At 37.9% G+C, this 25,161-nt stretch carries 27 protein-coding genes; 26 read left to right on the top strand and 1 reads right to left on the bottom strand.

Annotation, left to right across the window (positions count from 1 at the left end):
• Position 1: 1 nt before the first annotated feature.
• From nadE to IGL93_RS10030, 21 genes are all read left to right on the top strand, one after another.
• On the top strand, positions 2 to 829 hold the full coding sequence (nadE, locus tag IGL93_RS10130) for an ammonia-dependent NAD(+) synthetase (RefSeq protein ID WP_002356540.1): 828 nt from the start codon (positions 2 to 4) through the stop codon (positions 827 to 829).
• A 167-nt stretch (positions 830 to 996) separates the two neighbouring features.
• Positions 997 to 2,826 carry a heavy metal translocating P-type ATPase gene (locus tag IGL93_RS10125; RefSeq protein ID WP_025191376.1) on the top strand — a complete coding sequence of 610 codons (1,830 nt, stop codon included), beginning with the start codon at positions 997 to 999 and terminating at the stop codon, positions 2,824 to 2,826.
• Positions 2,827 to 2,917: 91 nt separating this feature from the next.
• Positions 2,918 to 3,202, top strand: coding sequence for a (4Fe-4S)-binding protein (locus IGL93_RS10120; protein WP_002356543.1), 285 nt, complete (start codon positions 2,918 to 2,920; stop codon positions 3,200 to 3,202).
• The gene (locus IGL93_RS10115) at positions 3,192 to 3,467 is read left to right on the top strand and encodes a GNAT family N-acetyltransferase (RefSeq protein WP_002356545.1); all 276 of its coding nucleotides are present in this window, start codon (positions 3,192 to 3,194) and stop codon (positions 3,465 to 3,467) included. The genes IGL93_RS10120 and IGL93_RS10115 overlap by 11 nt, the downstream gene beginning before the upstream one ends.
• A gap of 167 nt (positions 3,468 to 3,634) precedes the next feature.
• Positions 3,635 to 3,871 (top strand): preprotein translocase subunit SecG, encoded by a 237-nt coding sequence (gene secG, locus IGL93_RS10110; protein WP_002356546.1) that lies wholly within the window; start codon positions 3,635 to 3,637, stop codon positions 3,869 to 3,871.
• 145 nt (positions 3,872 to 4,016) lie between these two features.
• A complete protein-coding gene (locus IGL93_RS10105) occupies positions 4,017 to 4,790 on the top strand; it encodes an alpha/beta hydrolase (RefSeq protein ID WP_002384145.1) in 774 nt (257 codons plus the stop codon).
• Positions 4,790 to 7,159 (top strand): ribonuclease R, encoded by a 2,370-nt coding sequence (gene rnr / locus IGL93_RS10100; RefSeq protein ID WP_002356549.1) that lies wholly within the window; start codon positions 4,790 to 4,792, stop codon positions 7,157 to 7,159. The genes IGL93_RS10105 and rnr overlap by 1 nt, the downstream gene beginning before the upstream one ends.
• 12 nt (positions 7,160 to 7,171) lie before the next feature.
• Complete coding sequence (smpB, locus tag IGL93_RS10095) at positions 7,172 to 7,636, top strand: SsrA-binding protein SmpB (protein WP_002356550.1); 465 nt, start codon at positions 7,172 to 7,174, stop codon at positions 7,634 to 7,636.
• A 302-nt stretch (positions 7,637 to 7,938) separates the two neighbouring features.
• A complete protein-coding gene (gene atpB, locus IGL93_RS10090) occupies positions 7,939 to 8,658 on the top strand; it encodes a F0F1 ATP synthase subunit A (protein WP_002356551.1) in 720 nt (239 codons plus the stop codon).
• Positions 8,659 to 8,706: 48 nt separating this feature from the next.
• Positions 8,707 to 8,928 carry an ATP synthase F0 subunit C gene (gene atpE / locus IGL93_RS10085; RefSeq protein ID WP_002356552.1) on the top strand — a complete coding sequence of 74 codons (222 nt, stop codon included), beginning with the start codon at positions 8,707 to 8,709 and terminating at the stop codon, positions 8,926 to 8,928.
• A gap of 137 nt (positions 8,929 to 9,065) precedes the next feature.
• The gene (gene atpF, locus IGL93_RS10080; RefSeq protein WP_002365031.1) at positions 9,066 to 9,596 is read left to right on the top strand and encodes a F0F1 ATP synthase subunit B; all 531 of its coding nucleotides are present in this window, start codon (positions 9,066 to 9,068) and stop codon (positions 9,594 to 9,596) included.
• Positions 9,583 to 10,125, top strand: a complete 543-nt coding sequence (gene atpH, locus IGL93_RS10075; protein ID WP_002356554.1) for an ATP synthase F1 subunit delta — start codon at positions 9,583 to 9,585, stop codon at positions 10,123 to 10,125. Before atpF ends, atpH begins: the two co-directional genes overlap by 14 nt.
• A 28-nt stretch (positions 10,126 to 10,153) precedes the next feature.
• Positions 10,154 to 11,710, top strand: coding sequence for a F0F1 ATP synthase subunit alpha (gene atpA / locus IGL93_RS10070; protein ID WP_002356555.1), 1,557 nt, complete (start codon positions 10,154 to 10,156; stop codon positions 11,708 to 11,710).
• A 15-nt stretch (positions 11,711 to 11,725) separates the two neighbouring features.
• Positions 11,726 to 12,634 (top strand): F0F1 ATP synthase subunit gamma, encoded by a 909-nt coding sequence (locus IGL93_RS10065; RefSeq protein ID WP_002359606.1) that lies wholly within the window; start codon positions 11,726 to 11,728, stop codon positions 12,632 to 12,634.
• A 73-nt stretch (positions 12,635 to 12,707) separates the two neighbouring features.
• Positions 12,708 to 14,114, top strand: a complete 1,407-nt coding sequence (atpD, locus tag IGL93_RS10060) for a F0F1 ATP synthase subunit beta (RefSeq protein ID WP_002356558.1) — start codon at positions 12,708 to 12,710, stop codon at positions 14,112 to 14,114.
• Between the two features lie 16 nt (positions 14,115 to 14,130).
• Complete coding sequence (locus IGL93_RS10055; RefSeq protein ID WP_002356559.1) at positions 14,131 to 14,550, top strand: F0F1 ATP synthase subunit epsilon; 420 nt, start codon at positions 14,131 to 14,133, stop codon at positions 14,548 to 14,550.
• 188 nt (positions 14,551 to 14,738) lie between these two features.
• Entirely contained in the window at positions 14,739 to 14,975 is a 237-nt protein-coding gene (locus IGL93_RS10050) for a DUF1146 family protein (RefSeq protein ID WP_002356560.1), read from the top strand.
• Between the two features lie 102 nt (positions 14,976 to 15,077).
• Complete coding sequence (gene murA / locus IGL93_RS10045; protein ID WP_002356562.1) at positions 15,078 to 16,379, top strand: UDP-N-acetylglucosamine 1-carboxyvinyltransferase; 1,302 nt, start codon at positions 15,078 to 15,080, stop codon at positions 16,377 to 16,379.
• A gap of 13 nt (positions 16,380 to 16,392) precedes the next feature.
• Positions 16,393 to 16,569: a DNA-directed RNA polymerase subunit beta gene (locus IGL93_RS10040; protein ID WP_002356564.1), complete on the top strand. Its 177-nt coding sequence runs from the start codon at positions 16,393 to 16,395 to the stop codon at positions 16,567 to 16,569.
• A 127-nt stretch (positions 16,570 to 16,696) separates the two neighbouring features.
• Positions 16,697 to 17,065 carry a PTS glucitol/sorbitol transporter subunit IIA gene (locus IGL93_RS10035; RefSeq protein WP_002356567.1) on the top strand — a complete coding sequence of 123 codons (369 nt, stop codon included), beginning with the start codon at positions 16,697 to 16,699 and terminating at the stop codon, positions 17,063 to 17,065.
• 4 nt (positions 17,066 to 17,069) lie between these two features.
• Entirely contained in the window at positions 17,070 to 18,239 is a 1,170-nt protein-coding gene (locus IGL93_RS10030; RefSeq protein WP_002381494.1) for an AI-2E family transporter, read from the top strand.
• Between the two features lie 61 nt (positions 18,240 to 18,300).
• On the opposite strand, the gene IGL93_RS10025 is transcribed toward IGL93_RS10030, so the two are convergent.
• On the bottom strand, positions 18,301 to 18,927 hold the full coding sequence (locus IGL93_RS10025; protein WP_002367152.1) for an FMN-dependent NADH-azoreductase: 627 nt from the start codon (positions 18,925 to 18,927) through the stop codon (positions 18,301 to 18,303).
• 301 nt (positions 18,928 to 19,228) lie between these two features.
• On the opposite strand from IGL93_RS10025, the gene licT reads away from it, so the two are divergent.
• The 5 genes from licT to IGL93_RS10000 all read left to right on the top strand — a co-directional run bounded on the left by licT (position 19,229) and on the right by IGL93_RS10000 (position 25,159).
• A complete protein-coding gene (gene licT / locus IGL93_RS10020) occupies positions 19,229 to 20,071 on the top strand; it encodes a BglG family transcription antiterminator LicT (protein WP_002359608.1) in 843 nt (280 codons plus the stop codon).
• 161 nt (positions 20,072 to 20,232) lie between these two features.
• Positions 20,233 to 22,113, top strand: a complete 1,881-nt coding sequence (locus IGL93_RS10015) for a beta-glucoside-specific PTS transporter subunit IIABC (protein ID WP_002359609.1) — start codon at positions 20,233 to 20,235, stop codon at positions 22,111 to 22,113.
• 24 nt (positions 22,114 to 22,137) lie between these two features.
• The gene (locus IGL93_RS10010) at positions 22,138 to 23,583 is read left to right on the top strand and encodes a glycoside hydrolase family 1 protein (protein ID WP_010776038.1); all 1,446 of its coding nucleotides are present in this window, start codon (positions 22,138 to 22,140) and stop codon (positions 23,581 to 23,583) included.
• 181 nt (positions 23,584 to 23,764) lie between these two features.
• Complete coding sequence (locus IGL93_RS10005; RefSeq protein ID WP_002367148.1) at positions 23,765 to 24,334, top strand: guanylate kinase; 570 nt, start codon at positions 23,765 to 23,767, stop codon at positions 24,332 to 24,334.
• A gap of 147 nt (positions 24,335 to 24,481) precedes the next feature.
• On the top strand, positions 24,482 to 25,159 hold the full coding sequence (locus IGL93_RS10000) for a TetR/AcrR family transcriptional regulator (protein WP_002367146.1): 678 nt from the start codon (positions 24,482 to 24,484) through the stop codon (positions 25,157 to 25,159).
• Positions 25,160 to 25,161 lie beyond the last annotated feature (2 nt).

The raw sequence follows: 25,161 nt of genomic DNA, 5'->3' as shown, positions 1-25,161 counted from the left end.
AATGACAACACTTCAAGAAAAAATCATTCAAGAGTTAGGTGTTTTACCGACAATTGATCCAAAAGAAGAAGTTCGTAAAAGTATTGATTTTCTGAAAGCTTATTTAACTAAACATCCTTTTTTAAAAACCTTTGTCTTGGGAATTAGTGGCGGACAAGATTCAACATTAGCTGGGCGCTTAGCACAATTAGCGATGACTGAAATGCGCGAAGAAACAGGAGATATGTCGTATCAATTTATTGCGATTCGCCTTCCCTATGGTGAGCAAGCAGATGAAGCTGATGCACAAGCCGCGCTAGCCTTTATCCAGCCAGATGTTTCTTTACGAGTGGATATTAAACCAGCAGTGGATGCAATGGTTGGTTCGCTAGAAAACGCTGGCGTTCAAATTAGCGATTTTAATAAAGGGAACATGAAAGCACGTCAACGTATGATTACACAATATGCAGTAGCTGGCGAAAATGCTGGCGCAGTAATTGGCACAGACCACGCAGCCGAAAATGTCACAGCTTTCTTCACCAAATATGGCGATGGCGGAGCGGATATTTTACCGTTATTTCGTTTAAATAAGCGCCAAGGGAAAGCTTTGCTGAAAGAACTTGGGGCACCAGAAGCCTTGTATCTAAAAATACCAACAGCTGATCTAGAAGATGACAAACCGTTAGTTGCAGATGAAGTTGCCTTAGGTGTCACGTATGATGCCATTGATGACTATTTGGAAGGCAAAAAAGTCTCGGAAACAGATCAACAAACAATTGAAAACTGGTATAAAAAAGGACAACACAAACGGCATTTACCCATTACAATTTTTGATGATTTTTGGAAATAAAAATACAGACCATCGGCGAATGAACGATGGTCTGTGTTTTTTTACATAACTACTTTTCAGAAAGTAAACGTTGCTACAGCAACTATCCTATGATAATGAAAGTCGTTTTCATTTAGGCGTTTTCACTTTCTTTTTCAAAACAGAAAAGGTACGCTCAATAATGTAAAGTGAATGATAGGAGAGAAAAAGAGATGAAGCATGTAACAAAATTGGGGATTACAATTATAACAGGAGTTTTGGCATTATTATTTGAATTTATTTTACATCAGCCGAATTGGGCGTATGGCATTATTTTAATAACAGGTTCTGTAATGGCGTTAATGATGTTCTGGGAAATGATTCAAACCTTACGTGAAGGAAAATATGGTGTCGATATTTTAGCGATTACCGCTATCGTTGCAACCTTAGCTGTGGGAGAATACTGGGCCAGTTTGATGATTTTAATTATGTTGACTGGTGGTGATTCATTAGAAGACTATGCCGCTGGAAAAGCTAACCAAGAGCTGAAGTCATTATTGGATAACTCGCCACAAAAAGCTCATCGCTTGAATGGCGAAAATTTAGAAGATGTTTCTGTTGAGGAAATCAATGTTGGCGATGAATTAGTAGTAAAACCAGGGGAACTAGTTCCAGTTGATGGCTTGGTAAAAACCGGGACATCAACAGTCGATGAATCTTCATTAACAGGAGAATCAAAACCAATTGAAAAAAATCCTGGTGATGAATTAATGTCGGGTTCCGTGAATGGTGATGGCTCTTTGAAAATGGTTGCTGAAAAAACTGTAGCCGACAGTCAATATCAAACGATTGTGAACTTAGTGAAAGAATCTGCGGCACGTCCAGCTCATTTTGTACGTTTAGCAGACCGCTATGCGGTACCTTTTACACTAGTTGCCTACTTAATTGCAGGTGTTGCTTGGTTTGTTTCAAAAAGTCCGACACGTTTTGCGGAAGTCTTAGTTGTTGCTTCGCCGTGTCCTTTAATTCTATCTGCCCCAATTGCTTTAGTGGCAGGGATGGGTCGTTCAAGTCGTCATGGGGTCGTTATTAAATCGGGAACGATGGTCGAAAAATTAGCTTCTGCAAAAACGATTGCGTTTGATAAAACAGGCACGATTACGCAAGGACAACTTTCTGTTGATCAAGTCCAACCAATCAATGCTGGAATAACTGCTGCTGAATTAGTGGGATTGGCAGCAAGCGTGGAACAAGAATCAAGTCATATTTTAGCTAGATCAATTGTTGCTTATGCCAGAAAGCAAGATGTCCCATTAAAAAATATTACAGATCTAGCGGAAGTTTCTGGTGCTGGCGTGAAGGCATTTGTGGATGGTGCTGAGATACGGGTAGGTAAAAAGAATTTTGTGACACAAGAGTCTCAAGCAACTGAAAAAATTGATAAAACGACTATTCATATTTCACGTAATGGCACATATTTAGGCCGAATTACTTTTACAGACACTGTACGCCCAGAAGCAAAAGAGACTATGGAAAAATTACACCAATTACATCTTCAACGAATTTTAATGCTGACGGGGGATCAAGAATCCGTCGCAGAAACGATTGCTGCAGAAGTAGGAATTACCGAAGTACATGGGGAATGTTTACCACAAGATAAGTTAACTATTCTAAAAGAATTGCCCAAAGAAAACCATCCAGTCATCATGGTAGGAGATGGTGTAAATGATGCACCTTCGCTTGCTGCTGCAGACGTAGGTATTGCTATGGGCGCTCATGGAGCTACTGCGGCTAGTGAAACTGCTGACGTTGTTATTTTAAAAGATGACTTAAGTAAAGTCAGCCAAGCGGTCGAAATTGCCCAAGATACCATGAAAATTGCCAAACAATCTGTATTAATCGGAATTTTTATCTGCGTTTTACTAATGCTAATTGCTAGTACCGGGATCATTCCGGCGCTAATCGGGGCTATGCTACAAGAAGTCGTGGACACTGTGTCAATCTTATCTGCTTTGCGTGCTCGTCGAATTGGCAAGTAAGGTGGAACAATTAATTGCCTGAATGTCCAGCTTAGTGGTAAAATAAAGGTACGTTTTTAATATTAATAAGTTACAGGGGAGAGATTGTGCAATGAAAGGAAACCAAATAGATGGGCAACCAGTTACGGAAGAACAACTATTAAAAGAAGGCTACCGTAAATATACTGGGGAAGGAATTGATATCTTTTATAATAAAGATATTTGTGAACATATTGGTAATTGTGTTCGCGGAAATCCAGAAGTCTTTGAAGTTGGTCGGAAACCATGGATTATTCCAGATAACGGAAGTGTTGAAAATGACATGATTGTAGTTGATTCATGTCCAAGTGGCGCTCTAAAATATATTCGGAAAGCAGGGAACGAATATGCAAATTAAAGAAGAAAACAATCGTTTTGCTCTATATAACGATGAAAACCAAGAAATTGGTGAAATGACTTGGTCAGATGCTGGCGAAAGCATGATGATTATTGATCATACGTTTGTTGATCCAACTTATCGTGGACAAAAATTAGCTGAAAAACTTGTTTTAGCCGGTGTTGAAAAAGCGAGAAAAGAGCATAAAAAAATTATTCCGCTATGTCCATTTGCCAAAAAAGAATTTGATACTAAACCTGAATACGGAGACGTATTGAGAAAATAAAGAAGAAACTAGCAACAGCCGCAAGTAGAAATCTGATTCCTACTTGCGGCTGTTGCTATTAGAGACAAATAGGGAAAGACATTAAATTTCACTGGTGTTTACAGATAAAATATGCTACATTAAAGTAGATGAATTTCGCATATTTGTATAAAAAGGAGAATTAACGCATGTATAATCTAATCTTAACGTTGGTCATCATCTTATCTGTTTTAATCGTCATTACTGTTATGATGCAACCAAGCAAACAAAACAGTGCAGCAAGTGCCTTCACTGGCGGTGCAGATAAATTATTTGGGAAGCAAAAAGCGCGCGGTTTTGAAGCTGTTATGCAACGCTCAACAGCAGTTCTTGGCGCAATTTGGATGATTTTATTATTTGTTTTGGCGTTCTTATCTTCAAAATAAGTACGTAATCTTTTAAAATGACAAGTTTAGAACAGAGAGATGAGTGCGGACACTTATTTTTCTGTTCTTTTTCTTTCTGAAAAAGTCTTTGAAACTTATCATTTCGGAAGGTTTTCTTTTGAGAATATGATAGAATGAAGCTGAGGTGAGCGAAGTGGCAAAAAAAATCAATTTACCGAAGCCGTTATTTTCAGAAAAAGGAAAACGGGCGGTCCTTTTATTACACGCTTATTCTGGCAGCAGTAATGATGTACGGATGTTAAGCAGACGTTTAGAAAAAGAAAATTATACTGTCTATTCGCCTAATTTTTCAGGACATGGCACGCTAGTTCCTGAAGATATTTTAGATCAAACAACGGAACAATGGTGGCAAGATACACAAGAAGCAGTCGCTTTTTTGAGAGAAAGAGGTTACCAAGAAATTGCTATTTTTGGTTTATCAATGGGCGGGATTTTCAGTATGCATGCATTAACGGAACAATTAACAGGATTAATTGGTGGTGGATTTTTCTGTTCACCGATCTACCCTGTCGAAAATAAAGTCCCAGAAAATTTTGTATTATACGCAGAAAATGTGATGAAAATCGCAGAAGTTCCTGCAGAGGAACAACAAAGCCGGTTGCAATCGATTGAGCAACGAGTCAAACAACAATTAGGAGCGATTGAAACGATTGCTAGTCAGACGGCTGACAAACTAAACAAAATCCACGCACCTCTTTTCTTAGCGCAAGCTGGCAAAGATGAAATGATTGAGCCAATGGGCGTCTATCAAACGGCCCAAGCGCTAACACAAGCACGTGTGACCTTACAATGGTACCCAAACAGCGGACATGTCATTACGGTGAGTGGAGAACACAAACAATTAGAGCAAGATGTGGTGCAATTTTTAGCAACACTACCTTGGAATGAGGAGAAATAATGACAAAACAAACAATTAAAGAGCAAATTTTACATTTCATGGAAAGCCAAAAAAAGAAAAGCTTTTCAATGGAAGAAATTGCACAAGGCTTGAATTTAGAAAAAAGTTCAGATTTTAAAATTTTAGTGCAAACCATTGCACAAATGGAACGAGAAAAGTCAGTTAGTTTCAACAAAAAAGGCAAAGTCCTGTTACCAATGAAAGACTTATTAATAGAAGGAACGTTTCGTGCAAATGAACGAGGCTTTGGTTTTGTAACCATCGATCCTGAAGAACCAGATGTTTACATTCCGAAAGAGGCAACGAACTTTGCAATGGATGGGGACACGGTTTTAATCGACGTGATCCAACATGCGGATCCTTTTTCAGATCGCGGCGCAGAAGGTAAAGTCAAAGAAATTAAAGAGCGAGCAGTGAGCCAAGTTGTCGGAGAATTTGTGGCATATAGTGAAGAAGAAATGGCAGAAATGGGACTGTATGGCTACATGATTCCCAAAGATAAGAAATTGAATCAGTATACTGTATCAATTGCACCTGAAGGGATTAAGCCAGTAGATGGTAGCATTGTCATTGCTGAAATTACCTATTATCCAGATCAAGAATATCCAACAAGTATGGAAGGACTAGTCAAACAAGTGATTGGTCATAAAAATGATCCAGGAATGGATATTTTATCAATCGTGGTGGCTCATGGAATTCCCACAGCATTTCCTGATGAAGTTTTGGCTGAAGCGGACCAAGTACCAGAAACTATTGCAGAAAGCGATTTAGTCGGTCGTCGGGATTTACGTGATCAGTTGATTGTGACGATTGATGGAGAAGATGCGAAAGATTTAGATGATGCAGTAACGGTACAAAAGTTAGCAAATGGTAATTTCTTTTTAGGGGTGCATATTGCAGATGTTTCTTATTATGTAACTGAAGGAAGCCAATTGGATATGGAAGCGTATGAACGTGGCACAAGTGTCTATTTGACAGACCGAGTTGTGCCAATGATTCCGCAGCGATTATCAAATGGGATTTGTTCGCTAAACCCACATGTTCCACGTTTAACCATGAGTTGTGAGATGGAAATTACACCAGAAGGAGAAGTTATTTCGCATGAAATTTTCCAAAGTGTAATCCAAACAACGGAGCGAATGACCTATACAGCAGTCAATGAAATTTTAGAAGAGCAAAAACCTGAAACGTTAGAACGCTACAAAGAGCTAGTTCCCATGTTTAAAGAGATGGGCGAGCTGCACCATATATTAGAAGAGATGCGTATGCGCCGTGGTGCGATTTCTTTTGAAGATCGTGAAGCCAAAGTCCTAGTTGATGAAAATGGTCATCCCCAAGATATTCTTTTACGCACGCGTGGCGTGGGTGAACGATTAATTGAATCCTTTATGTTGGCAGCGAATGAAACTGTGGCACGTCATTATCATGACTTAAAACTGCCATTTATTTATCGGATTCATGAACAACCAAAAGAAGAAAAAATGCAACGTTTCTTTGACTTTGCTGCAGTACTTGGCATTCTTGTTAAAGGAACAAAAGAAAACATTTCACCAAAAGATTTACAAAAAGTTTTAGAGCAAGTTGAAAATAAGCCGGAAGAAGTGGTTATCAATACGATGTTGCTAAGAAGTATGCAACAAGCGAAATACTCAGAAGACAACTACGGACACTATGGGTTGGCTGCTGAATATTATACGCATTTTACTTCACCAATACGTCGTTATCCAGATTTAATTGTGCATCGTTTGATTCGCAGCTATAGCCAAGATCAATCTGAAAAAAATCAAGAAAAATGGAACGAAGCATTACCAGAAATTGCCAATCATAGTTCAAGTATGGAACGTCGCGCAGTTGATGCAGAGCGTGAAGTGGACGCCATGAAGAAAGCCGAATTTATGGTAGATAAAGTGGGAGAAACGTATGACGGGATTATCAGCTCAGTCACAAAATTTGGTATCTTTGTGGAACTGCCTAATACAATAGAAGGCTTAATTCACGTGAACAACTTAAAACAAGATTATTTCCACTTTATTGAAAATCATATGGCGTTAGTTGGTGAACGGACGGGAATGACTTTGAAAATTGGTCAGAAAGTTCAAATCCGTGTTGAAAAAGCTGATCCAGAAACAAGAGAAGTTGATTTTGAATTGATTTCAGCTGAGGAAGTCGCGCCAGTCGAAGGACCAAAAGGACGTAAAAAAGGTAAAGCCAATTCTTCAACTCGTTCAAATAATCAACGAAGAAATAAAAAAGATGAATCATTTGATGGTAAGAAAAAGAAAAATAAGAAAAAAGGCAAAGGCAAAAAACAACCTTTTTATAAAGAAGCAATGAAACAAAAAAATAAAAAAGGGAAAAAGAAGAAGTAGAGGAGGTCGCTTATGCCAAAAGGGGAAGGAAAATTAATCGCACAAAACCGCAAAGCTAGACATGATTATTCAATTATCGATACGGTTGAAGCAGGTCTTGTTTTACAAGGAACAGAAATCAAATCTATTCGTAATGGTCGTATCAATTTAAAAGATGGTTTTGCACGAATTCGAAACGGAGAAGCCTTTTTGTATAATGTTCATATTAGTCCATATGAACAGGGCAATATTTTTAATCATGACCCATTACGTACCAGAAAATTATTATTACACAAAAAACAAATTAATAAGTTAATCGGCGAAACCAAAAATACAGGTATCACATTAGTACCTTTGAAGGTCTATATTAAAGACGGCTATGCCAAAGTTTTGATTGGTTTAGCTAAAGGGAAAAAGCAGTACGACAAGCGTGAAGACTTGAAACGTAAGGAAGTTGACCGACAAATCAGCCGAACATTAAAAAATAACCGACGTTAAAAATGTAAATTTATTCTTTTTCGCATATTTGCTTGCCTTTCTTCGGATTAGGTGTAAAATCTGGTAAGTGTTGAGTAAATGAATGTAAATGATTCATTTTTTAATCGCTTCGGAAAGCAGTACCACCCTGCATTAGATTGGTTTATGGAAAAGGTTTTCCAACCAATTTTCAACACATGAAATTTTAAAAGTAAACTATTTGTAAATTATCAACAAGTGGTGGTACGATAGCTTTGCCAGGGATTATCACTCAGGAGTAGGATGAAACTTCTGAAAGATTGTTGGAAAAGAGGTGAATTGATTTGGAAGAGAAGAAATTACTCTTCAATATCGGACCAATTTGGTTTGATGGAACCATTGTTTTGATGGTGCTGTTGACGTGTATCATTGTTTTCGCCTTTGTCTATGCTTGTACGAGAAATATGAAGCTACGACCTAAAGGCAAACAAACGGTCATCGAATGGTTAGTGGATTTTATTCGTGGAATCATTACAGACAATTTACCTCGTAAAGAAGTGAGCAATTTTCATTTAATGGCGTTTACCCTGTTCATGTTTGTACTTGTTTCAAACATCTTGGGTCTCGTTACAAAAATCGTTGTGGGCGACGATCTCAGCGTTTGGAAAAGTCCAACCGCCGATCCAATCGTAACCTTAACGTTAGCGATGATGATGATTGTCTTAACACACTTCTTTGGTATGAAACGCTTTGGTTTTAAAGGCTATCTAGTTAATAGTTATTTAAGACCCGTTGGTTTCTTACTACCGGTAAAATTAATGGAAGAATTCACGAATCTATTAACATTAGGCTTGCGTTTGTACGGAAACATTTTTGCCGGCGAAGTTCTATTGGGCTTAATTGCTGGAACCGTAGCAAGCGTCGGATTATGGGTTATCCCACTAGCAATTCCGCTAGAAATGATTTGGGTAGCATTCTCAATCTTTATTGGATGTATCCAAGCGTTTATCTTTGTGACACTTTCAATGGTTTATATGTCACACAAAATTGAAACAGAAGAATAATCAAGAAATACGAAGGACAAAAATTATCTTTTAGGAGGATTTTACACAATGGAAGGATTAAATTTTATCGCAGCAGCAATTGCAATTTTCGGTTCAGCTATCGGAGCCGCTATCGGTAACGGACAAGTTATTTCAAAAACAATCGAGTCAATGACTCGTCAACCAGAAATGTCTGGTCAATTAAGAACAACAATGTTTATCGGGGTCGCTTTAATCGAAGCTGTGCCAATTTTAGGTGTCGTTGTTTCTTTATTACTTTTATTCAGATAAGCAATAAAATGGAGGCAGGACGCTGATTATTATCGGGACCGTCACTGCTTTCTTCTATCTTTAGCCTTTTCAATAGCTGGTGATAAAGCAGTTGAAGAAGCTAAATCGATTTTTGCAGGAAAGGAAGTTGAGACTTCATGCTACTTACTACATTGGTAGTCGGTGAAACGGCTCCTAGTACCACACTAGGCACGATGATTGTTGTCAGTGGTGCATTTTTAATCTTGATGCTCTTATTAAAGAAATATGCATGGGGAGCAATCGTAGATATTTTGACACAACGTGAAGAAAAAATTGCCAACGATTTAGACTCTGCAGAACAATCTCGCGTAGCAGCAGCGAAAATGGAAAAAGAACGTCAACAACAATTACTTTCTTCCAGATCAGAAGCAGCTGAAATTATTAAAAACGCGAAAGAAAGTGGAGAACAGACTCGCCAAAAAACATTAAAAGAAACAACTGCGGAAGTTACTCGCTTACGCGAAAAAGCTCGGACAGATATTTCTCAAGAACGTGAAGAAGCATTGTCTTCAGTAAAAAATGAAGTGGCAGATCTTTCTCTTCAAATTGCAGCCAAAATTTTAAATAAAGAATTAACACCAGATGCACATGAAGCATTGATTGATTCTTATATTGAAAGTTTAGGTAAAGCAAATGAAACTAGATAAATATACAGTTGGTAAACGCTACGGCAAGGCTTTGTTTGAGTTGGCAGTTGAAAAGAACCAAGCTGAAGCAATTTATCAAGAATTATTGACGCTTCGCGAAGTCTATCACCAAGTACCTGGTATTGGCGATATTTTAAGTGATGATCGCTTAGAACCTTATGAAAAAGACAGCATCATGGAAAAACTAGTAACAGGTTTTAGTGAAATGATGCAAAACTTTTTGCGAGTGGTTTACGAATATCGTCGCATGTACGATCTGCTCTTGATGATTGATGAATATGAACGACGTTATGATGAGCACCAAGGACTAATTTTGGGTTCAGTGACAACAGCCATTCCTTTATCAAAAGAACAACATCAAGCAATGGAAGAAAAAGCTGCCCAATTATTAGGGTATGAACAAGCGCATTTAGTCAATTTAATTGACCCGTCAATTGTCGGCGGAGTGGTTATTGAAGCAAACCATCAAGTAATCGATGGCAGCATCCGCAAACAATTAGAACATATGCAGCAGAAGTTATTAAAATAATCTTTAGGACTACAAAGAGGTGAATTGAATGGCTATCAAAGCAGAAGAAATCAGTGCCTTGATTAAAGAACAAATCGAAAACTATCAACAACAGCTTGCTGTTGAAGAAGTTGGAACAGTCACTTACGTCGGTGACGGAATTGCCCGCGCCCACGGTTTAGAAAATGCCATGAGTGGAGAACTTGTTGAGTTTTCAAACGGTTCATACGGAATGGCACAAAACTTAGAAACAAATGATGTAGGGATTATTATCCTTGGCGATTTTGAAACCATTCGTGAAGGAGATAAAGTACAACGCACAGGCAAAATCATGGAAGTACCCGTTGGGGAAGCTTTGATTGGCCGTGTTGTTAATCCATTAGGTCAACCATTAGATGGTTTAGGCGAAATTAAAACAGACAAAACACGTCCTGTGGAAGCAACAGCTCCCGGTGTTATGCAACGTCAATCTGTTGCTGAACCAATGCAAACTGGCTTAAAAGCCATTGATGCCCTAGTACCAATTGGTCGTGGACAACGGGAATTAGTTATTGGAGACCGTAAAACAGGGAAAACATCGATTGCAATTGATACAATTATTAACCAAAAAGGACAAGATGTAATTTGTATTTATGTAGCGATTGGTCAAAAAGAATCTACTGTTCGTAACCAAGTAGAAACACTTCGTAAATTTGGTGCCTTAGATTATACAATCGTTGTGACTGCAGGAGCTTCGCAACCAGCACCATTACTTTACATTGCACCATATGCAGGAACTGCAATGGGTGAAGAATTCATGTATAACGGCAAACATGTCTTAATTATTTTTGATGACTTATCAAAACAAGCCGTGGCTTATCGTGAACTTTCTTTACTATTACGCCGTCCACCAGGTCGTGAAGCTTATCCAGGGGATGTCTTCTATTTACACTCACGTTTGTTAGAACGTGCAGCTAAATTAAGTGATGAATTAGGTGGCGGTTCAATGACAGCCTTACCATTCGTTGAAACACAAGCAGGCGATATTTCTGCTTATATTCCAACAAACGTTATTTCAATCACTGATGGACAAATTTTCTTAGAAAGCGACTTGTTCTATGCAGGCACTCGTCCAGCCGTTGATGCTGGGTTATCTGTTTCTCGTGTCGGAGGATCAGCGCAAATCAAAGCAATGAAAAAAGTTGCCGGAACGCTTCGTTTAGACTTAGCTAGTTACCGTGAGTTAGAAGCCTTTACACAATTTGGCTCTGATTTAGATGCGGCAACACAAGCTAAATTAAACCGTGGTCGTCGTACGGTAGAAATTTTAAAACAAAAACTACATGCGCCACTGCCTGTAGAAAAACAAGTCTTAATTTTATATGCGTTAACACACGGCTTTTTAGATAGCGTGAGCGTAGATAAAATTTTACACTTTGAACAAGATTTATTCGATTATTTTGATGGTAAACATGCAGACTTATTGGAAACTATTCGTACAACGAAAGACTTACCAGATACTGATGCATTAGATGCAGCGATTACAGAGTTTTCTGAAATGTTTGCAGCGGCAAACAATAGCGGAGATTCAGCCAAAGAAGCTTTAGAAAAAATCGATAACGCATAAGAGAGGTGAGCGACATTGGGTGCTTCATTAAACGAAATCAAACAACGCATTGCATCAACAAAAAAGACAAGCCAAATTACCAAAGCGATGCAAATGGTTTCTGCAGCCAAATTGACCAAGTCAGAAGGCGCCTCTAAAAGCTTTCAAGAATATTCTTCAAAAATTCGTAGTGTCGTTACGCATTTAGTAGCTGCTCAGTTAAGTGAATTACGTGAAACAGAACAATCTTCTCTTAGTGAAGGGAACTATCATGTGATGTTAGCACAACGACCTGTCAAAAAAACAGGCTATATCGTTATCACTTCTGACAAAGGGTTAGTTGGTGGCTACAATAGCTCAATCTTAAAACAAACCATGAGTATGATTCAAGAAGACCACGATTCTAATAAAGAATATGCCTTAATCGCCATTGGTGGTACAGGGGCGGATTTCTTTAAAGCACGCGGAATCGATGTTTCCTATGAGCTAAGAGGCTTAACGGATCAACCAACGTTTGAAGAAGTCCGTAAGATTGTGACAACGGCAACGACTATGTACCAAAACGAAGTGTTTGATGAATTGTATGTTTGTTATAATCACCACGTTAACTCACTAACGAGTCAGTTTCGTGTGGAAAAAATGTTGCCAATTACTGATTTAGATCCATCAGAGGCGACCTCTTACGAACAAGAATATCTTTTAGAGCCTTCACCTGAAGCAATCTTGGATCAATTATTACCACAATATGCAGAAAGCTTAATTTATGGGGCGATCATTGATGCGAAAACAGCAGAACATGCTGCTGGGATGACCGCCATGAAAACAGCCACTGACAATGCGCAAAATATTATTAGCGATTTAACAATTTCTTATAACCGTGCTCGTCAAGGGGCGATTACCCAAGAAATTACAGAAATTGTTGCTGGTGCAGCTGCACTAGAATAATCTAGTCTTACGTTTGAACGTGTATAAAAACGTTCAAAGCGTGTGACTTTATGAAGACTGGAGGAAAGAAATTATGAGTTCAGGAAAGATTGTTCAAGTAATCGGTCCCGTTGTTGACGTGGAATTTTCATTAGATCAATCCTTACCCGATATTAACAACGCTTTAGTCGTTTATAAAAATGGCGAAGCAAAACAAAAAGTAGTACTTGAAGTCGCTTTAGAACTAGGTGATGGAGTGATTCGTTCTATCGCCATGGAATCGACAGATGGTTTACAACGTGGAATGGAAGTTATCGATACAGGAAAATCAATTTCAGTTCCTGTTGGTAAAGATACATTGGGTCGTGTGTTTAACGTTTTAGGAGACACAATTGACTTAGAAGCGCCATTCCCTGCAGATGCTGAACGTAGTGGGATTCATAAAAAAGCGCCAGCATTTGATGAATTAAGTACCAGTAATGAAATTTTAGAAACAGGGATTAAAGTTATTGACTTATTAGCGCCTTATCTAAAAGGTGGTAAAGTCGGACTTTTCGGTGGTGCCGGTGTTGGTAAAACCGTCTTAATTCAAGAATTAATTCATAATATTGCCCAAGAACATGGAGGGATTTCCGTCTTTACTGGTGTTGGTGAACGGACACGTGAAGGGAACGACCTGTACTATGAAATGAAAGATTCAGGCGTTATTGAAAAAACAGCCATGGTTTTTGGTCAAATGAACGAACCACCAGGTGCACGGATGCGTGTGGCCTTAACTGGGTTAACGATTGCTGAATATTTCCGTGATGTGGAAGGACAAGACGTGCTATTATTTATTGATAACATTTTCCGTTTCACCCAAGCCGGTTCAGAAGTTTCTGCCCTTTTAGGTCGGATGCCGTCAGCCGTTGGTTACCAACCAACCTTAGCGACTGAAATGGGACAATTACAAGAACGGATTACTTCAACGAAAAAAGGATCAATTACCTCTATTCAAGCAATCTATGTTCCAGCCGATGACTATACCGATCCAGCGCCAGCAACAGCGTTTGCCCATTTGGATGCAACAACTAACTTGGAACGTAAATTAACCGAACAAGGGATTTATCCAGCGGTAGATCCGTTAGCTTCATCTTCTAGTGCCTTGGCTCCTGAAATTGTTGGAGAAGAACACTACGAAGTGGCTACCGAAGTGCAACATATTTTACAACGTTACCGTGAATTACAAGATATCATCGCTATTTTAGGGATGGACGAATTATCAGATGACGAAAAAGTACTTGTTGGTCGCGCACGCCGTGTTCAATTCTTCTTATCTCAAAACTTTAACGTTGCTGAACAATTTACAGGTCAACCTGGTTCTTATGTACCAGTTGCGGAAACAGTTCGTGGCTTTAAAGAAATTCTTGAAGGTAAACATGATAATCTGCCAGAAGAAGCCTTCCGTAGTGTCGGTAAAATTGAAGATGCCATCGAAAAAGCGAAACAATTAAACTACTAGAAAGGCGGCAAACACAATGGATAGTCTTACTGTGAATGTAGTAACGCCTAATGGTCTAGTTTATGACCACCATGCAAAAATCGTTGTGGCGAAAACAACAGATGGTGAAATTGGTATTTTACCAAAACATGCGCCAATCATCGTTCCGCTAGCGATTGATGAAGTCCGCATCAAACGGACCGATTCAGATACACATGTTGACTGGGTAGCTGTAAATGGTGGTATCATGGAAGTCCGTGATAATGTCGTTTCTATTATTGCCGATAGTGCCGAACGTGAACGAGATATCGATGTACCTCGTGCTGAACGAGCAAAACAACGAGCAGAACGTTTAATTGAAGAAGCCAAAGCAAAAGACGACCGCGATCAACTACGTCGTGCGACTGTTGCTTTGCATCGTGCAATCAACCGGATCAACGTATCGAAACATGGGTAAAAAAGGCTGAAGGATTCAGTCACTTTTGTAGAGTTTAAGGCGCTTGCTATTGAGTCAGTTGCCTTAAACTCTATTTCTTCGTATTTTTTAATAAATAGTGTCAAATTTTGGCATTTCAAGTGGATTAATTATCGGTTTTTATTATTTTGTGATAAAATGTTCCTACGTTAGAAAAAAGGAGGCTCCTTATGCAATACTATGGAGTAGATGCTATTGTTCGAATCGTTAGTCATCTTATGTTCATTTACATAAGTTTTTGGGCGTTGCAATCATTGCGTATTGAGCAATTTTTCAAAACCCAATTTACACCGCAAATTAGAATGTTGATGGTATTTTTCGCCATCGCTATCGGATACACAGTTAGCTCGTTTGCTTTAGAATTGATTGCGCTTTGTCGAAATCTTTTCATTGTGTATTTTCCTTAAAAATTGAAAAATAAAAAAAGGTACAATTTTTAGTTGAATAATGGTATAATAGTAAAGATTTTGAATAGGAATACCTATTCTCATTTTTTTGGGGGGAACAAAATGGAACAAATTATTGTTCATGGTGGTAATACAAAATTAGAAGGAACTGTAAAAATTGAAGGCGCCAAAAACGCTGTTTTACCAATTTTAGCAGCTACTCTTTTAGCTGAAGAAGGCGTTACTACTTTAAAAAATGTACCAATTTTATCTGATGTATTTACAATGAATCAAGTAATTAAGCATTTGAATGTAGCCATTGATTTTGATGAAGACGCGAATGAAGTAACAATAGACGCAACACAACCTTTAGGGATCGAAGCAAACTATGAGTACGTTAGTAAAATGCGTGCTTCTATCGTTGTAATGGGACCTTTATTGGCTCGTAATGGTCATGCCAAAGTGGCAATGCCAGGTGGCTGTGCCATTGGCAAACGACCAATTGACTTACACTTAAAAGGCTTCCAAGCATTAGGTGCAAAAATCATCCAAAAAAATGGTTACATTGAAGCAATTGCGGATGAACTAATCGGTAACACTATTTACTTAGACTTCCCAAGTGTCGGCGCTACGCAAAATATTATGATGGCTGCTGTTCGTGCGAAAGGAACAACCATCATTGAAAACGTTGCTCGTGAACCTGAAATCGTTGACTTAGCAAACATTTTAAACAAAATGGGTGCCAATGTTATCGGTGCTGGGACAGAAACGATGCGTATCGAAGGCGTCGATAAATTACATGCCGTAGAGCATTCAATCGTTCAAGATCGAATTGAAGCAGGTACGTTCATGGTAGCTGCAGCAATGACTGAGGGCAATGTTTTAATTGAAGAAGCAATTTCTGAACATAATCGTCCGCTAATTTCTAAATTAACTGAAATGGGTGCAATCATTGAAGAAGAAGAAAACGGCATCCGTGTAATTGGACCAAAACATCTAAAACCAACAGATGTTAAGACAATGCCGCATCCTGGTTTCCCAACAGACATGCAAGCGCAAATGACAGCGATCCAAATGTTTGCTGAAGGAACAAGCATCGTGACAGAAACAGTCTTTGAAAATCGTTACCAACACTTAGAGGAAATGCGTCGAATGAACGCTGACTTAAAAATTGATGGCAACATCGCCGTTATTAATGGTGGCAACGAGTTACAAGGAGCAGCAGTGGAAGCCACTGATTTACGGGCAGCTGCCGCATTGATTTTAGTAGGGTTACGTGCAAATGGCATTACACGTGTCTCTAATTTGAAATATTTAGATCGTGGCTATTATGAGTTCCATAAAAAACTTCAAAAATTAGGCGCGAACGTTGAACGCGTCAATGATGAAAAAATTGAAGAAAAACAAGCAACGACAGTAATCTAAAGGAGTCAAACGTATGAGTTCATTTCGTTATATTTTAGTAACATTATTGAAAATTCTAGTGGTCATTTCGTTAGTCATTATCTTATTTGTTGTGGGAACAATGATTGGTTATGGTTTGATTGGAAATGGGAATCCGATGGATGTCTTTGATGAAAAAATTTGGACTCATATTATGAACTTCTTTAAATAAAAACTTATTTTAAGGCGGTGAACAAAAGTCAATTGACGATTGTTCATCGCCTTTTCTTTTTCCTGAATATCTATTTTATTCTATGCTATAATAATAGAAGTAAGATAATGAAGGAGTGGGATGGAAGATGCAAGCAACCGTAACAGAAATAGGCAAACATGCAATCGATGATTCAGAAAAAATGATTATTCTTTTTGGTGAAACTGCTACCGATACCTTGAAGCAACATGCAGTTATTCAATCATTCCCAGAAAAAGACCAAGTTACCTTGGCAGAAGGAGATCATCTGAAAATTGGCGATACAAACTATACAATTACAAAAGTGGGTTCTTTTGCCAATAGTAACTTGCAAAGTATCGCTCACAGCACTTTAATCTTTGCTGATGCACCAACCGATGAGGATGATGTTATCCGAAATGGTGTTTATTTAACGCCCCATCAGTTACCAAAGATAACGATTGGAACAACAATTGATTACTTAGTAAATGGAGCGTGAATCAATGGATAAAAAACAAACGACTGATAAACGCCTGTCTTGGTTTTGGCGTTGGTTTTTAAATAATCAAGTAGTAACAGCCTTACTGATTGTCTTATTGGTGCTGTTAATTATTCTAACTTTTACGAAAGTTTCTTATTTATTTAAGCCCGTCTGGCAGTTTTTCGGCGTTGTCGGCTTACCAGTAATTATGGCGGGGATTTTATATTATTTATTAAATCCGATTGTCGATTATTTAGAGAAAAAACAAATCTCACGTGTCTGGAGTATTATCGGCCTATTTATTTTAATTGTGGCACTACTCATTTGGGGTGGTATTGTAATCGTTCCTAAAATTCGTGAGCAATCTGTCAGCTTTGTAAATCATTTTCCTCAATATATTGATACAATTGATCAAAAATCGCAGGAAATATTAAGTGATCCACTTTTCGCGCAATTTAGAGAACAACTTGAAGCGGCAGGCGATAAAGTTGTCAGTTCGTTAGGTACCATCATTAAAAACGTCTCAACGTTCACAGTACAAGGAATTGGTAATTTCTTTGGGGCGGTGGCTACGATCTTTGTCGCCATCATTACGATGCCGTTTATTCTATTTTATTTACTGAAAGATGGCAAAAACTTAGCGCCATATTTAATGAAGTTTTTACCAGTGAAGATGCGTAAACCAACCTTAAAAGTTCTTGCAGAAGTCAATGATCAAGTCTCTTCTTATATTAGAGGACAGTTAACTGTCGCTTTCGCAGTGGCAATTATGTTTATGATTGGTTTTTCTGTCATTGGCTTAGATTATGCAGTCACTTTAGGTATTGCAGCAGGCTTTTTAAATTTAATCCCTTATTTAGGGTCATTTTTAGCAATGATTCCAGCAGTCTTTTTAGGAATTGTCAGTGGGCCAGCCTTGTTAATTAAAGTCTTGATTGTTTTTGCCATTGAGCAAACGGTCGAAGGTCGGTTTATTTCACCACTTGTCCTAGGCAGTCAGTTATCCATTCATCCAGTCACCATTTTGGTTGTTTTATTAACGTCTGGTAAACTATTTGGGATTGTCGGGGTGATTTTAGGAATTCCTGTTTATGCCGCAGCTAAGGTGATAATTACACACATTTTTGAGTGGTACCAAATTGTTTCCGGTTTGTATGATGAAGATAAGCCAGATCAACAAGAATCTACGTAACAAAAGAGACAAGCAGTGAATGAACTGCTTGTCTCTTTTTGCTGTAAATCACTCGGAAAATTTAGAATGTTTTACCGTATTCAGTTGCTTTGGTCATGGCAGTATTTAAAAGTTCTTCCGCACGATCAGGGAAATGATCGATTCCTTCGATGAATAATCCGTCGACTTGATCAACACCAATAAAGTTTAGAATCGCTTTAATGTATTGAGAAGCAAAATCTTTTCCTTCGTAGAAGCCGCCATTTGATTGGATGTGTAAGGCTTTTTTACCACTTGTTAGAGGTTTTGGTCCTTCTGCAGTATATTGGAATGTTTTTCCAGCAACGTTGATTGTATCTACCCAAGCTTTTAAGCGTGTCGGTACGTTTAAGTTCCACATTGGATTAGCAATTACTACTTTGTCTGCAGATAAAAATTGATCAGTTAATTCATTAAAACGAGCCACTTTTTGTTGTTGGTTTTCGCTTAATGTTTCAAACGCTGCGCCAGCGCGAAGTGCACCCCAAGCAGATAATAATTCTTCATCGATTTCCGGCATGTTTGTTTCTGGTGCATAAACATCTAAAATTTCGATTTCGTCTGATGGATTTGTTTCACGGTATGAAGCTAAAAATGTTTCTAACGCACGAACTGAGCGTGATTCTTCTTTTGTTAATGGATGTGCTTTAACAACTAATAATTTTGACATTGTGTAATCTCCTTAAAATAAATAGTTTAAAAATTCAACATCTCTATTTTACTAATAAAAAGTAAGAGAAAGCAAGTCTTTTTTTTACTTTTAGTAAACTTTTTTTTTAAATGGATCAACAGAGTAAAAAATAAATAAAAATATTTTTTTGGAAAGGCTTGCATATTAAAAAAAAGCATGCTATTATTACTTTGTAAATAAGGATTGTTACTGCTTTGCAGGCAAAACCAGAGTCTTCCATTAACACAATCAGTGGAGGGATTCTGGGCTTTTTTTATAAAAAAGTGAGGTTGCATTCATCATGAGGATTGAAAAAGTTTTAAATAATAATGTCGTGCTTTCAAGAAATGAGCAAGGCGAAGAAATTGTTTATATGGGACGCGGCTTAGCCTTTCAAAAGAAGATTGGAGACACGATCAATCCAGATTATGTTGAAAAGGAATTCGTGTTAAAGGACTCCGCTATGGCAGGACAATTCCAGCAGCTGTTTGAAGACGTCCCCACCAAAGAAGTAGAAGTCGTCAAACAAATCGTTGATTTAGCAGAAACAACGCTAGCGATTGAGCTTTCATCAAATATTTATTTAACTTTAACGGATCATATTCACTATGCGTTACTTCGAGCCAAAGAAGGAATTGATATTCCGAATCCTCTTGTATTCGAAACACGTAAATTTTATCCTAAAGAATTTGAAATCGCAAAGCAAGCATTAGCGATTATTGCTGAAAAGCTAGGGGTTCAATTTTCAGAAAATGAAGCGGGCTTCATTGCTTTTCATATTGTGAATGCTGAACAAGGAAATGGCAATATGGAAGTTACCATGGAAGCAACCAAGATGGTTCGTGATATTTTAACGATTATTAGTCGCTACTTTGGACAGGTGTTTGATGAAGATTCATTGAACTATCAACGAATTGTTACACATCTTCAATATTTTGCGCAACGTTATTTAAAACAAGAAGCGCATGATGAGGAGGACGAATTTCTTTTTGCATTGGTCCAAGGAAAGTATCCTAAGGCGTTTCAAGCGGTCCAACGTATTAATGAGTATTTATTAAAAAGCTATGATCGACCAATTGATCAAGCGGAAATGATTTATTTAACCATTCATATCCAAAGAGTGGTCAATGATAAAAAAGCATAACAACCAATAATCGCGGATTGTTACTGATAATGCAGGCAAAACCTAGATTGAAAAACCGATAATGATTTTCGCAGACTGCGCAGCTGTGAAGAGAAGGATCTGGCTCTTTTTCAATGTAGGTTTTTTTGATATTAAAAATTAATGGAAATGAGGATCTAGAGATGAGTAAAAATCAAGAAATTGCAGCACGTGTGTTAAAAGCTGTTGGGGGCGAAGGCAACGTTAATAGTGTTGTTCACTGTGCTACGCGCTTACGTTTTAAATTAAAAGATGAAAATAAAGCAGATACAGCTGCATTGAATGCTGACCCAGATGTTATTCAGGTAGTTCAAAGTGCAGGACAATATCAAGTGGTTATTGGCAGTCACGTTAGTGATGTCTATAAGGATTTGATGGCCAACAGTGGACTAGGTAATGATTCTGATAATAGAGAAAAAGAAAGTGGCGGAAATATTTTTAACCGTTTAATTGATATTATTTCTTCTATTTTTACACCGTTTTTAGGTGCAATGGCCGGCGCTGGGGTTCTAAAAGGCTTCTTAACATTAGCTGTAACTATGGGCTGGTTAGCTGACACTTCAGGCGTATATCTTGTTCTCTTTTCGATTGCAGATGGCTTATTTACTTTCTTACCAATTATGTTAGCGTTTACGGCTGCTAAAAAATTCAATACTAATCCCTTTTTAGCGGTTGCTTTGGCGATGGCCTTAGTTCATCCCAGCATTACTGCTTTAGCAGGCAAAACAATTAGCTTTGCTGGTCTTCCAGTGATTATTGGGCCAAGTGGCTATACTTCTTCGGTTTTACCAATTATTTTGGCTGTTTTTGCACAAAGTTATGTGGAACGTTTCTTCAAAAAAGTAATTCCGAGTTTTCTACAAATTATCTGCGTTCCGTTAGCTGTTTTCCTTATTATGGCACCTGTTACCTTCTTAGCTATTGGTCCTATCGGGACGGTCATCGGCGATTGGTTGGGACAAGGATACAACGCAATTTACGCTTTTAGTCCAATTATCGCAGGGTTATTAATGGGTTCGTTGTGGCAAGTCTTGGTAATGTTTGGTATGCATTGGGGCTTTGTACCAATTATGATGTTAAACTTAACACAAGGTGGCGATACGATGGTACCAATGTTATTACCAGCCGTTATTGCACAAGGCGGGGCTGCTTTAGCTGTCTTTTTCCTAACAAAAAATGTGAAATTAAAAGGTTTGGCTTTGTCTTCAAGTATTACGACTATTTTTGGAATTACTGAACCAACTGTATATGGCGTGACTTTACCATTGAAAAAACCATTTATTGCAGCTTGTATTGGTGGCGGTATCGGTGGTGCATTTGTGGCTATGAATCACGTGAAAAACTTTACGTTTGGCTTGGTTAGTATGTTGAGTTTACCTGGGTTTATTCCTGCAGAGACAAAAGATACTGCACCGATGATTACTGGTGCGATTGGTGCCGGAATTGCCTTTATCATTGCGTTTGTCTTAACGTTTGTCTTACGCTTTGAAGATCAACCTAATCCAGAAACAGCAACTGAAAAAACAGAAACTGATAAGATGGTGGCACCTGTAAAAACGAATCAAGAAGACAAAATTATTTTAGCAAGTCCACTTCAAGGTGAAATTTTACCGCTAGAAAAAGTACAAGATCCTGTTTTTGCGTCAGGTGCTTTAGGAAAAGGTGTTGCAATTGAGCCGACTGAAGGCAAACTGTATGCACCCGCAGATGGTGAAATCACCACATTATTTCCGACAGGACATGCTGTTGGCTTGACGACAACAGAGGGCGTTGAATTATTAATGCATATTGGCATGGATACAGTCGAATTAGATGGTAAAGGATTTGAATTATCAGTGAAACAAGGTGATTCTGTTAAAAAAGGAGATTTGCTGGTTACTTTTGATATTGCTGCCATTAAAGAAGCTGGTTATCCAGTAGTTACACCGATTGTGGTAACGAATACGAATGATTATTTAGATGTTTTGGATATGAACCAAACAGACGTGTTACATGGTGAAGACTTTTTAGCCATTATTAAATAAAAGACAATTGGAGGAGGAACAAGTATGACAACAACGACAAAATTTCCAAAAGGATTTTTATGGGGCGGTGCGACCGCAGCCAATCAATTAGAAGGGGCTTACTTAGCCGATGGTAAAGGGTTATCTGTGGCAGATGCGATGCCTGGAGGAAAACAACGTTTCGCTATTTTAGGAGATGAAGCGTTTGATTGGACGATTGACGAAACGAAATATCGCTACCCTAATCATACAGGAATTGATCACTATGATCGCTTTAAAGAGGACATTGCGTTGTTTGCTAAAATGGGCTTCAAATGTTATCGCTTTTCAATTGCGTGGTCGCGTATTTTTCCACAAGGAGATGAAACACAACCGAATGAAGCCGGCGTGAAATTTTATGATGCGGTTATCGATGAATGTTTAAGCTATAACATTGAACCAGTAATTACGATTTCTCATTATGAAATGCCACTGCATTTAGCGAAAGAATACGGCGGGTGGAAAAATCGTCAATTAGTTGACTTTTATGAACGTTTTGCGGAAACTGTTTTAACACGTTACCACCAAAAAGTTAACTATTGGATGACATTCAATGAAATTAATTCAGCTTTTCATTTCCCAGCACTTAGTCAAGGATTGGTGAAAAGCAATGGAGCCAATGATTATCAAAACATTTTCCAAGCCTGGCATAATCAATTTGTTGCAAGTAGTAAAGCTGTAAAAATTGGCCATGAATTAAATCCAGAATTAAAAATTGGATGTATGATTATTTATGCAACAACGTATGGCATTGATTCGAATCCAGTCAATCAAGTTGCTACAATGATTGAAAACCAAGAGTTTAATTATTATTGTACAGATGTTCAAGTTCGTGGTGAATATCCAGCATACGCAGAACGCATGTATCAAAAATATGCTGTGAAAGACTTAATTATTGAAGAAGGAGATTTAGAATTATTAAAAGAATACCCAGTGGATTACATTGGCTTTAGTTATTATATGTCGACTGCTGTCGATGTTACTGGCACTACCAACGATACAGCAAATGGGAATCTTTTAGGCGGCGTTAAAAATCCCTTCTTAGAAGCAAGTGAATGGGGTTGGCAAATTGATCCCGAAGGCTTACGAATTGCCCTAAATGAATTATATAATCGTTATCAAAAACCTTTATTTATTGTGGAAAACGGCTTAGGTGCAATTGATAAAGTAGACGAAAATTTCTATGTGGCAGACGACTATCGGATTGATTATTTACGTCGTCATATTGAAGCAATGGCAGAAGCAGTTGCAGACGGCGTCGATTTAATGGGCTATACGCCGTGGGGCTGTATCGATTTAGTCAGTGCTTCCACAGGTGAAATGAGTAAACGGTATGGGTTTATTTACGTTGATTTAGACGATGAAGGAAATGGTACTAAAAACCGTTATGAAAAAAAATCGTTTAATTGGTACAAACAAGTTATCGAAACTAATGGACAAAACTTAGACTAGTTATTGTAATTAAACAAAACAAGATAAGCGTAGCAGGTTGTTGCTTCTGTTCCCGCCGTTTATTAATTTTTAAGCTTGGGCCAAAAATCCAAAGTGATTTTTGGCCCAAGCTCTTTTTTGTCAATTTTTCAAAATAGTGCACAATACGTTATAATAGAAACAACTGAGAGGAGCGTTTCTAATGATTAAGCAATTACAACATCCATTTTTTGTTATTATGGGTCCTAGTGGTTCTGGCAAGACCGCAATTACAAGTAAGGTTTTTCCGAAAAACTATAAAGTTATCTCGCATACTACGAGGAAAAAACGGTTGGATGAAGTGGATGGTGTGGATTACTATTTTGAAACAAAAGCAAGTTTTCAAACCTTGATTGAAACCAATCAGTTAGTGGAGTATGATTTTTACCATGGAAACTATTACGGTGTCGGTGTAGCTGCCATCGTTGAAACAACGAAAGAGCATCCAGCCTATAATGCGTTAACTTTTCCAGGCTTTCAAGCGGTCTTTGAGCGTTTTGGCGAGTCCGTCATTCCAGTTTTTTTTGACGTTTCAAAAGAAAATATTTATCAACGTTTAAAGCAACGAGAATCTGATCCTAAAATTATTGAAGAACGTTTAAACCTTTATGATCAAGAAATTCTTATCAAAAACCAATTGGAACAATATCCTAATTATCAACGAATAGATGCCAATGGACCTATAAAAGAGGTCGCTGGCTTGTTACAAGAATGCATCAAACACTATTATTAATCAAGCAACTGGTGAGACAGAATCTAACATCAATTTTGTCTTGCTAGGTGCTTGATTTTTTTTGTAAAAAACTTGCATTCTGAATAGAGAGTGCTATAATGACATGGTGTCATATGACAATGTGTCATAAAAGGGAGGAACACAAATATGCCTACGAATACGTTTTTTCATTTGCCAGAAGAAAAGCAACAACGCTTATTAGATGCTGCGCAAATTGAATTTTCACGCCATTCTTTACAAGAAGCGTCAATTGCAAATATTGTTAAATTAGCGGAAATTCCTCGCGGTAGCTTTTATCAATATTTTGAGAACAAAGAAGATTTGTATTTTTATTACTTTGCGACATTAAGAAAAAATAGTGAACGAGATTTAGAGAAACAAATTATTGCAGAAAATGGTGATTTAATCGAAGCCATGGATGTCTATTTCTCCAAAATGATTGTCGAAGTGCTAACGGGAGAGAATGCTTCTTTCTATCGGAATTTATTTGTCAACATGGATTATCGTGCTTCACGTCGGGTGACGGATAATTTAGCGACTGGAGAAGAGGAAAAAAATAGGAAACAGCACTGTCATAAGCATAGAGGAAGAAAAGGCCATGCTGCCTATGCAGAACATCTTTATCAAATAATTGATCGTTCGAAATTAACCATTGAAACGCCAAAAGAATTCACATGGTTCATGCAGACGGCGATGCATGCCGTTTTCTCAACAATTGTTGATGGGTATCGTCAACAAAGAGAAAATACTGCCTATGATTCAACTGAAGCAGTCAAACAATTAAAAATGAAATTAAATTGGTTGAAAAATGGCGCTTATAAGTAGCA

Origin of the sequence: Enterococcus sp. DIV1328a (assembly GCF_050536905.1) — a bacterium.
GTDB lineage: Bacteria > Bacillota > Bacilli > Lactobacillales > Enterococcaceae > Enterococcus > Enterococcus faecalis.
This window is presented reverse-complemented; position numbering and strand designations above follow the sequence as displayed.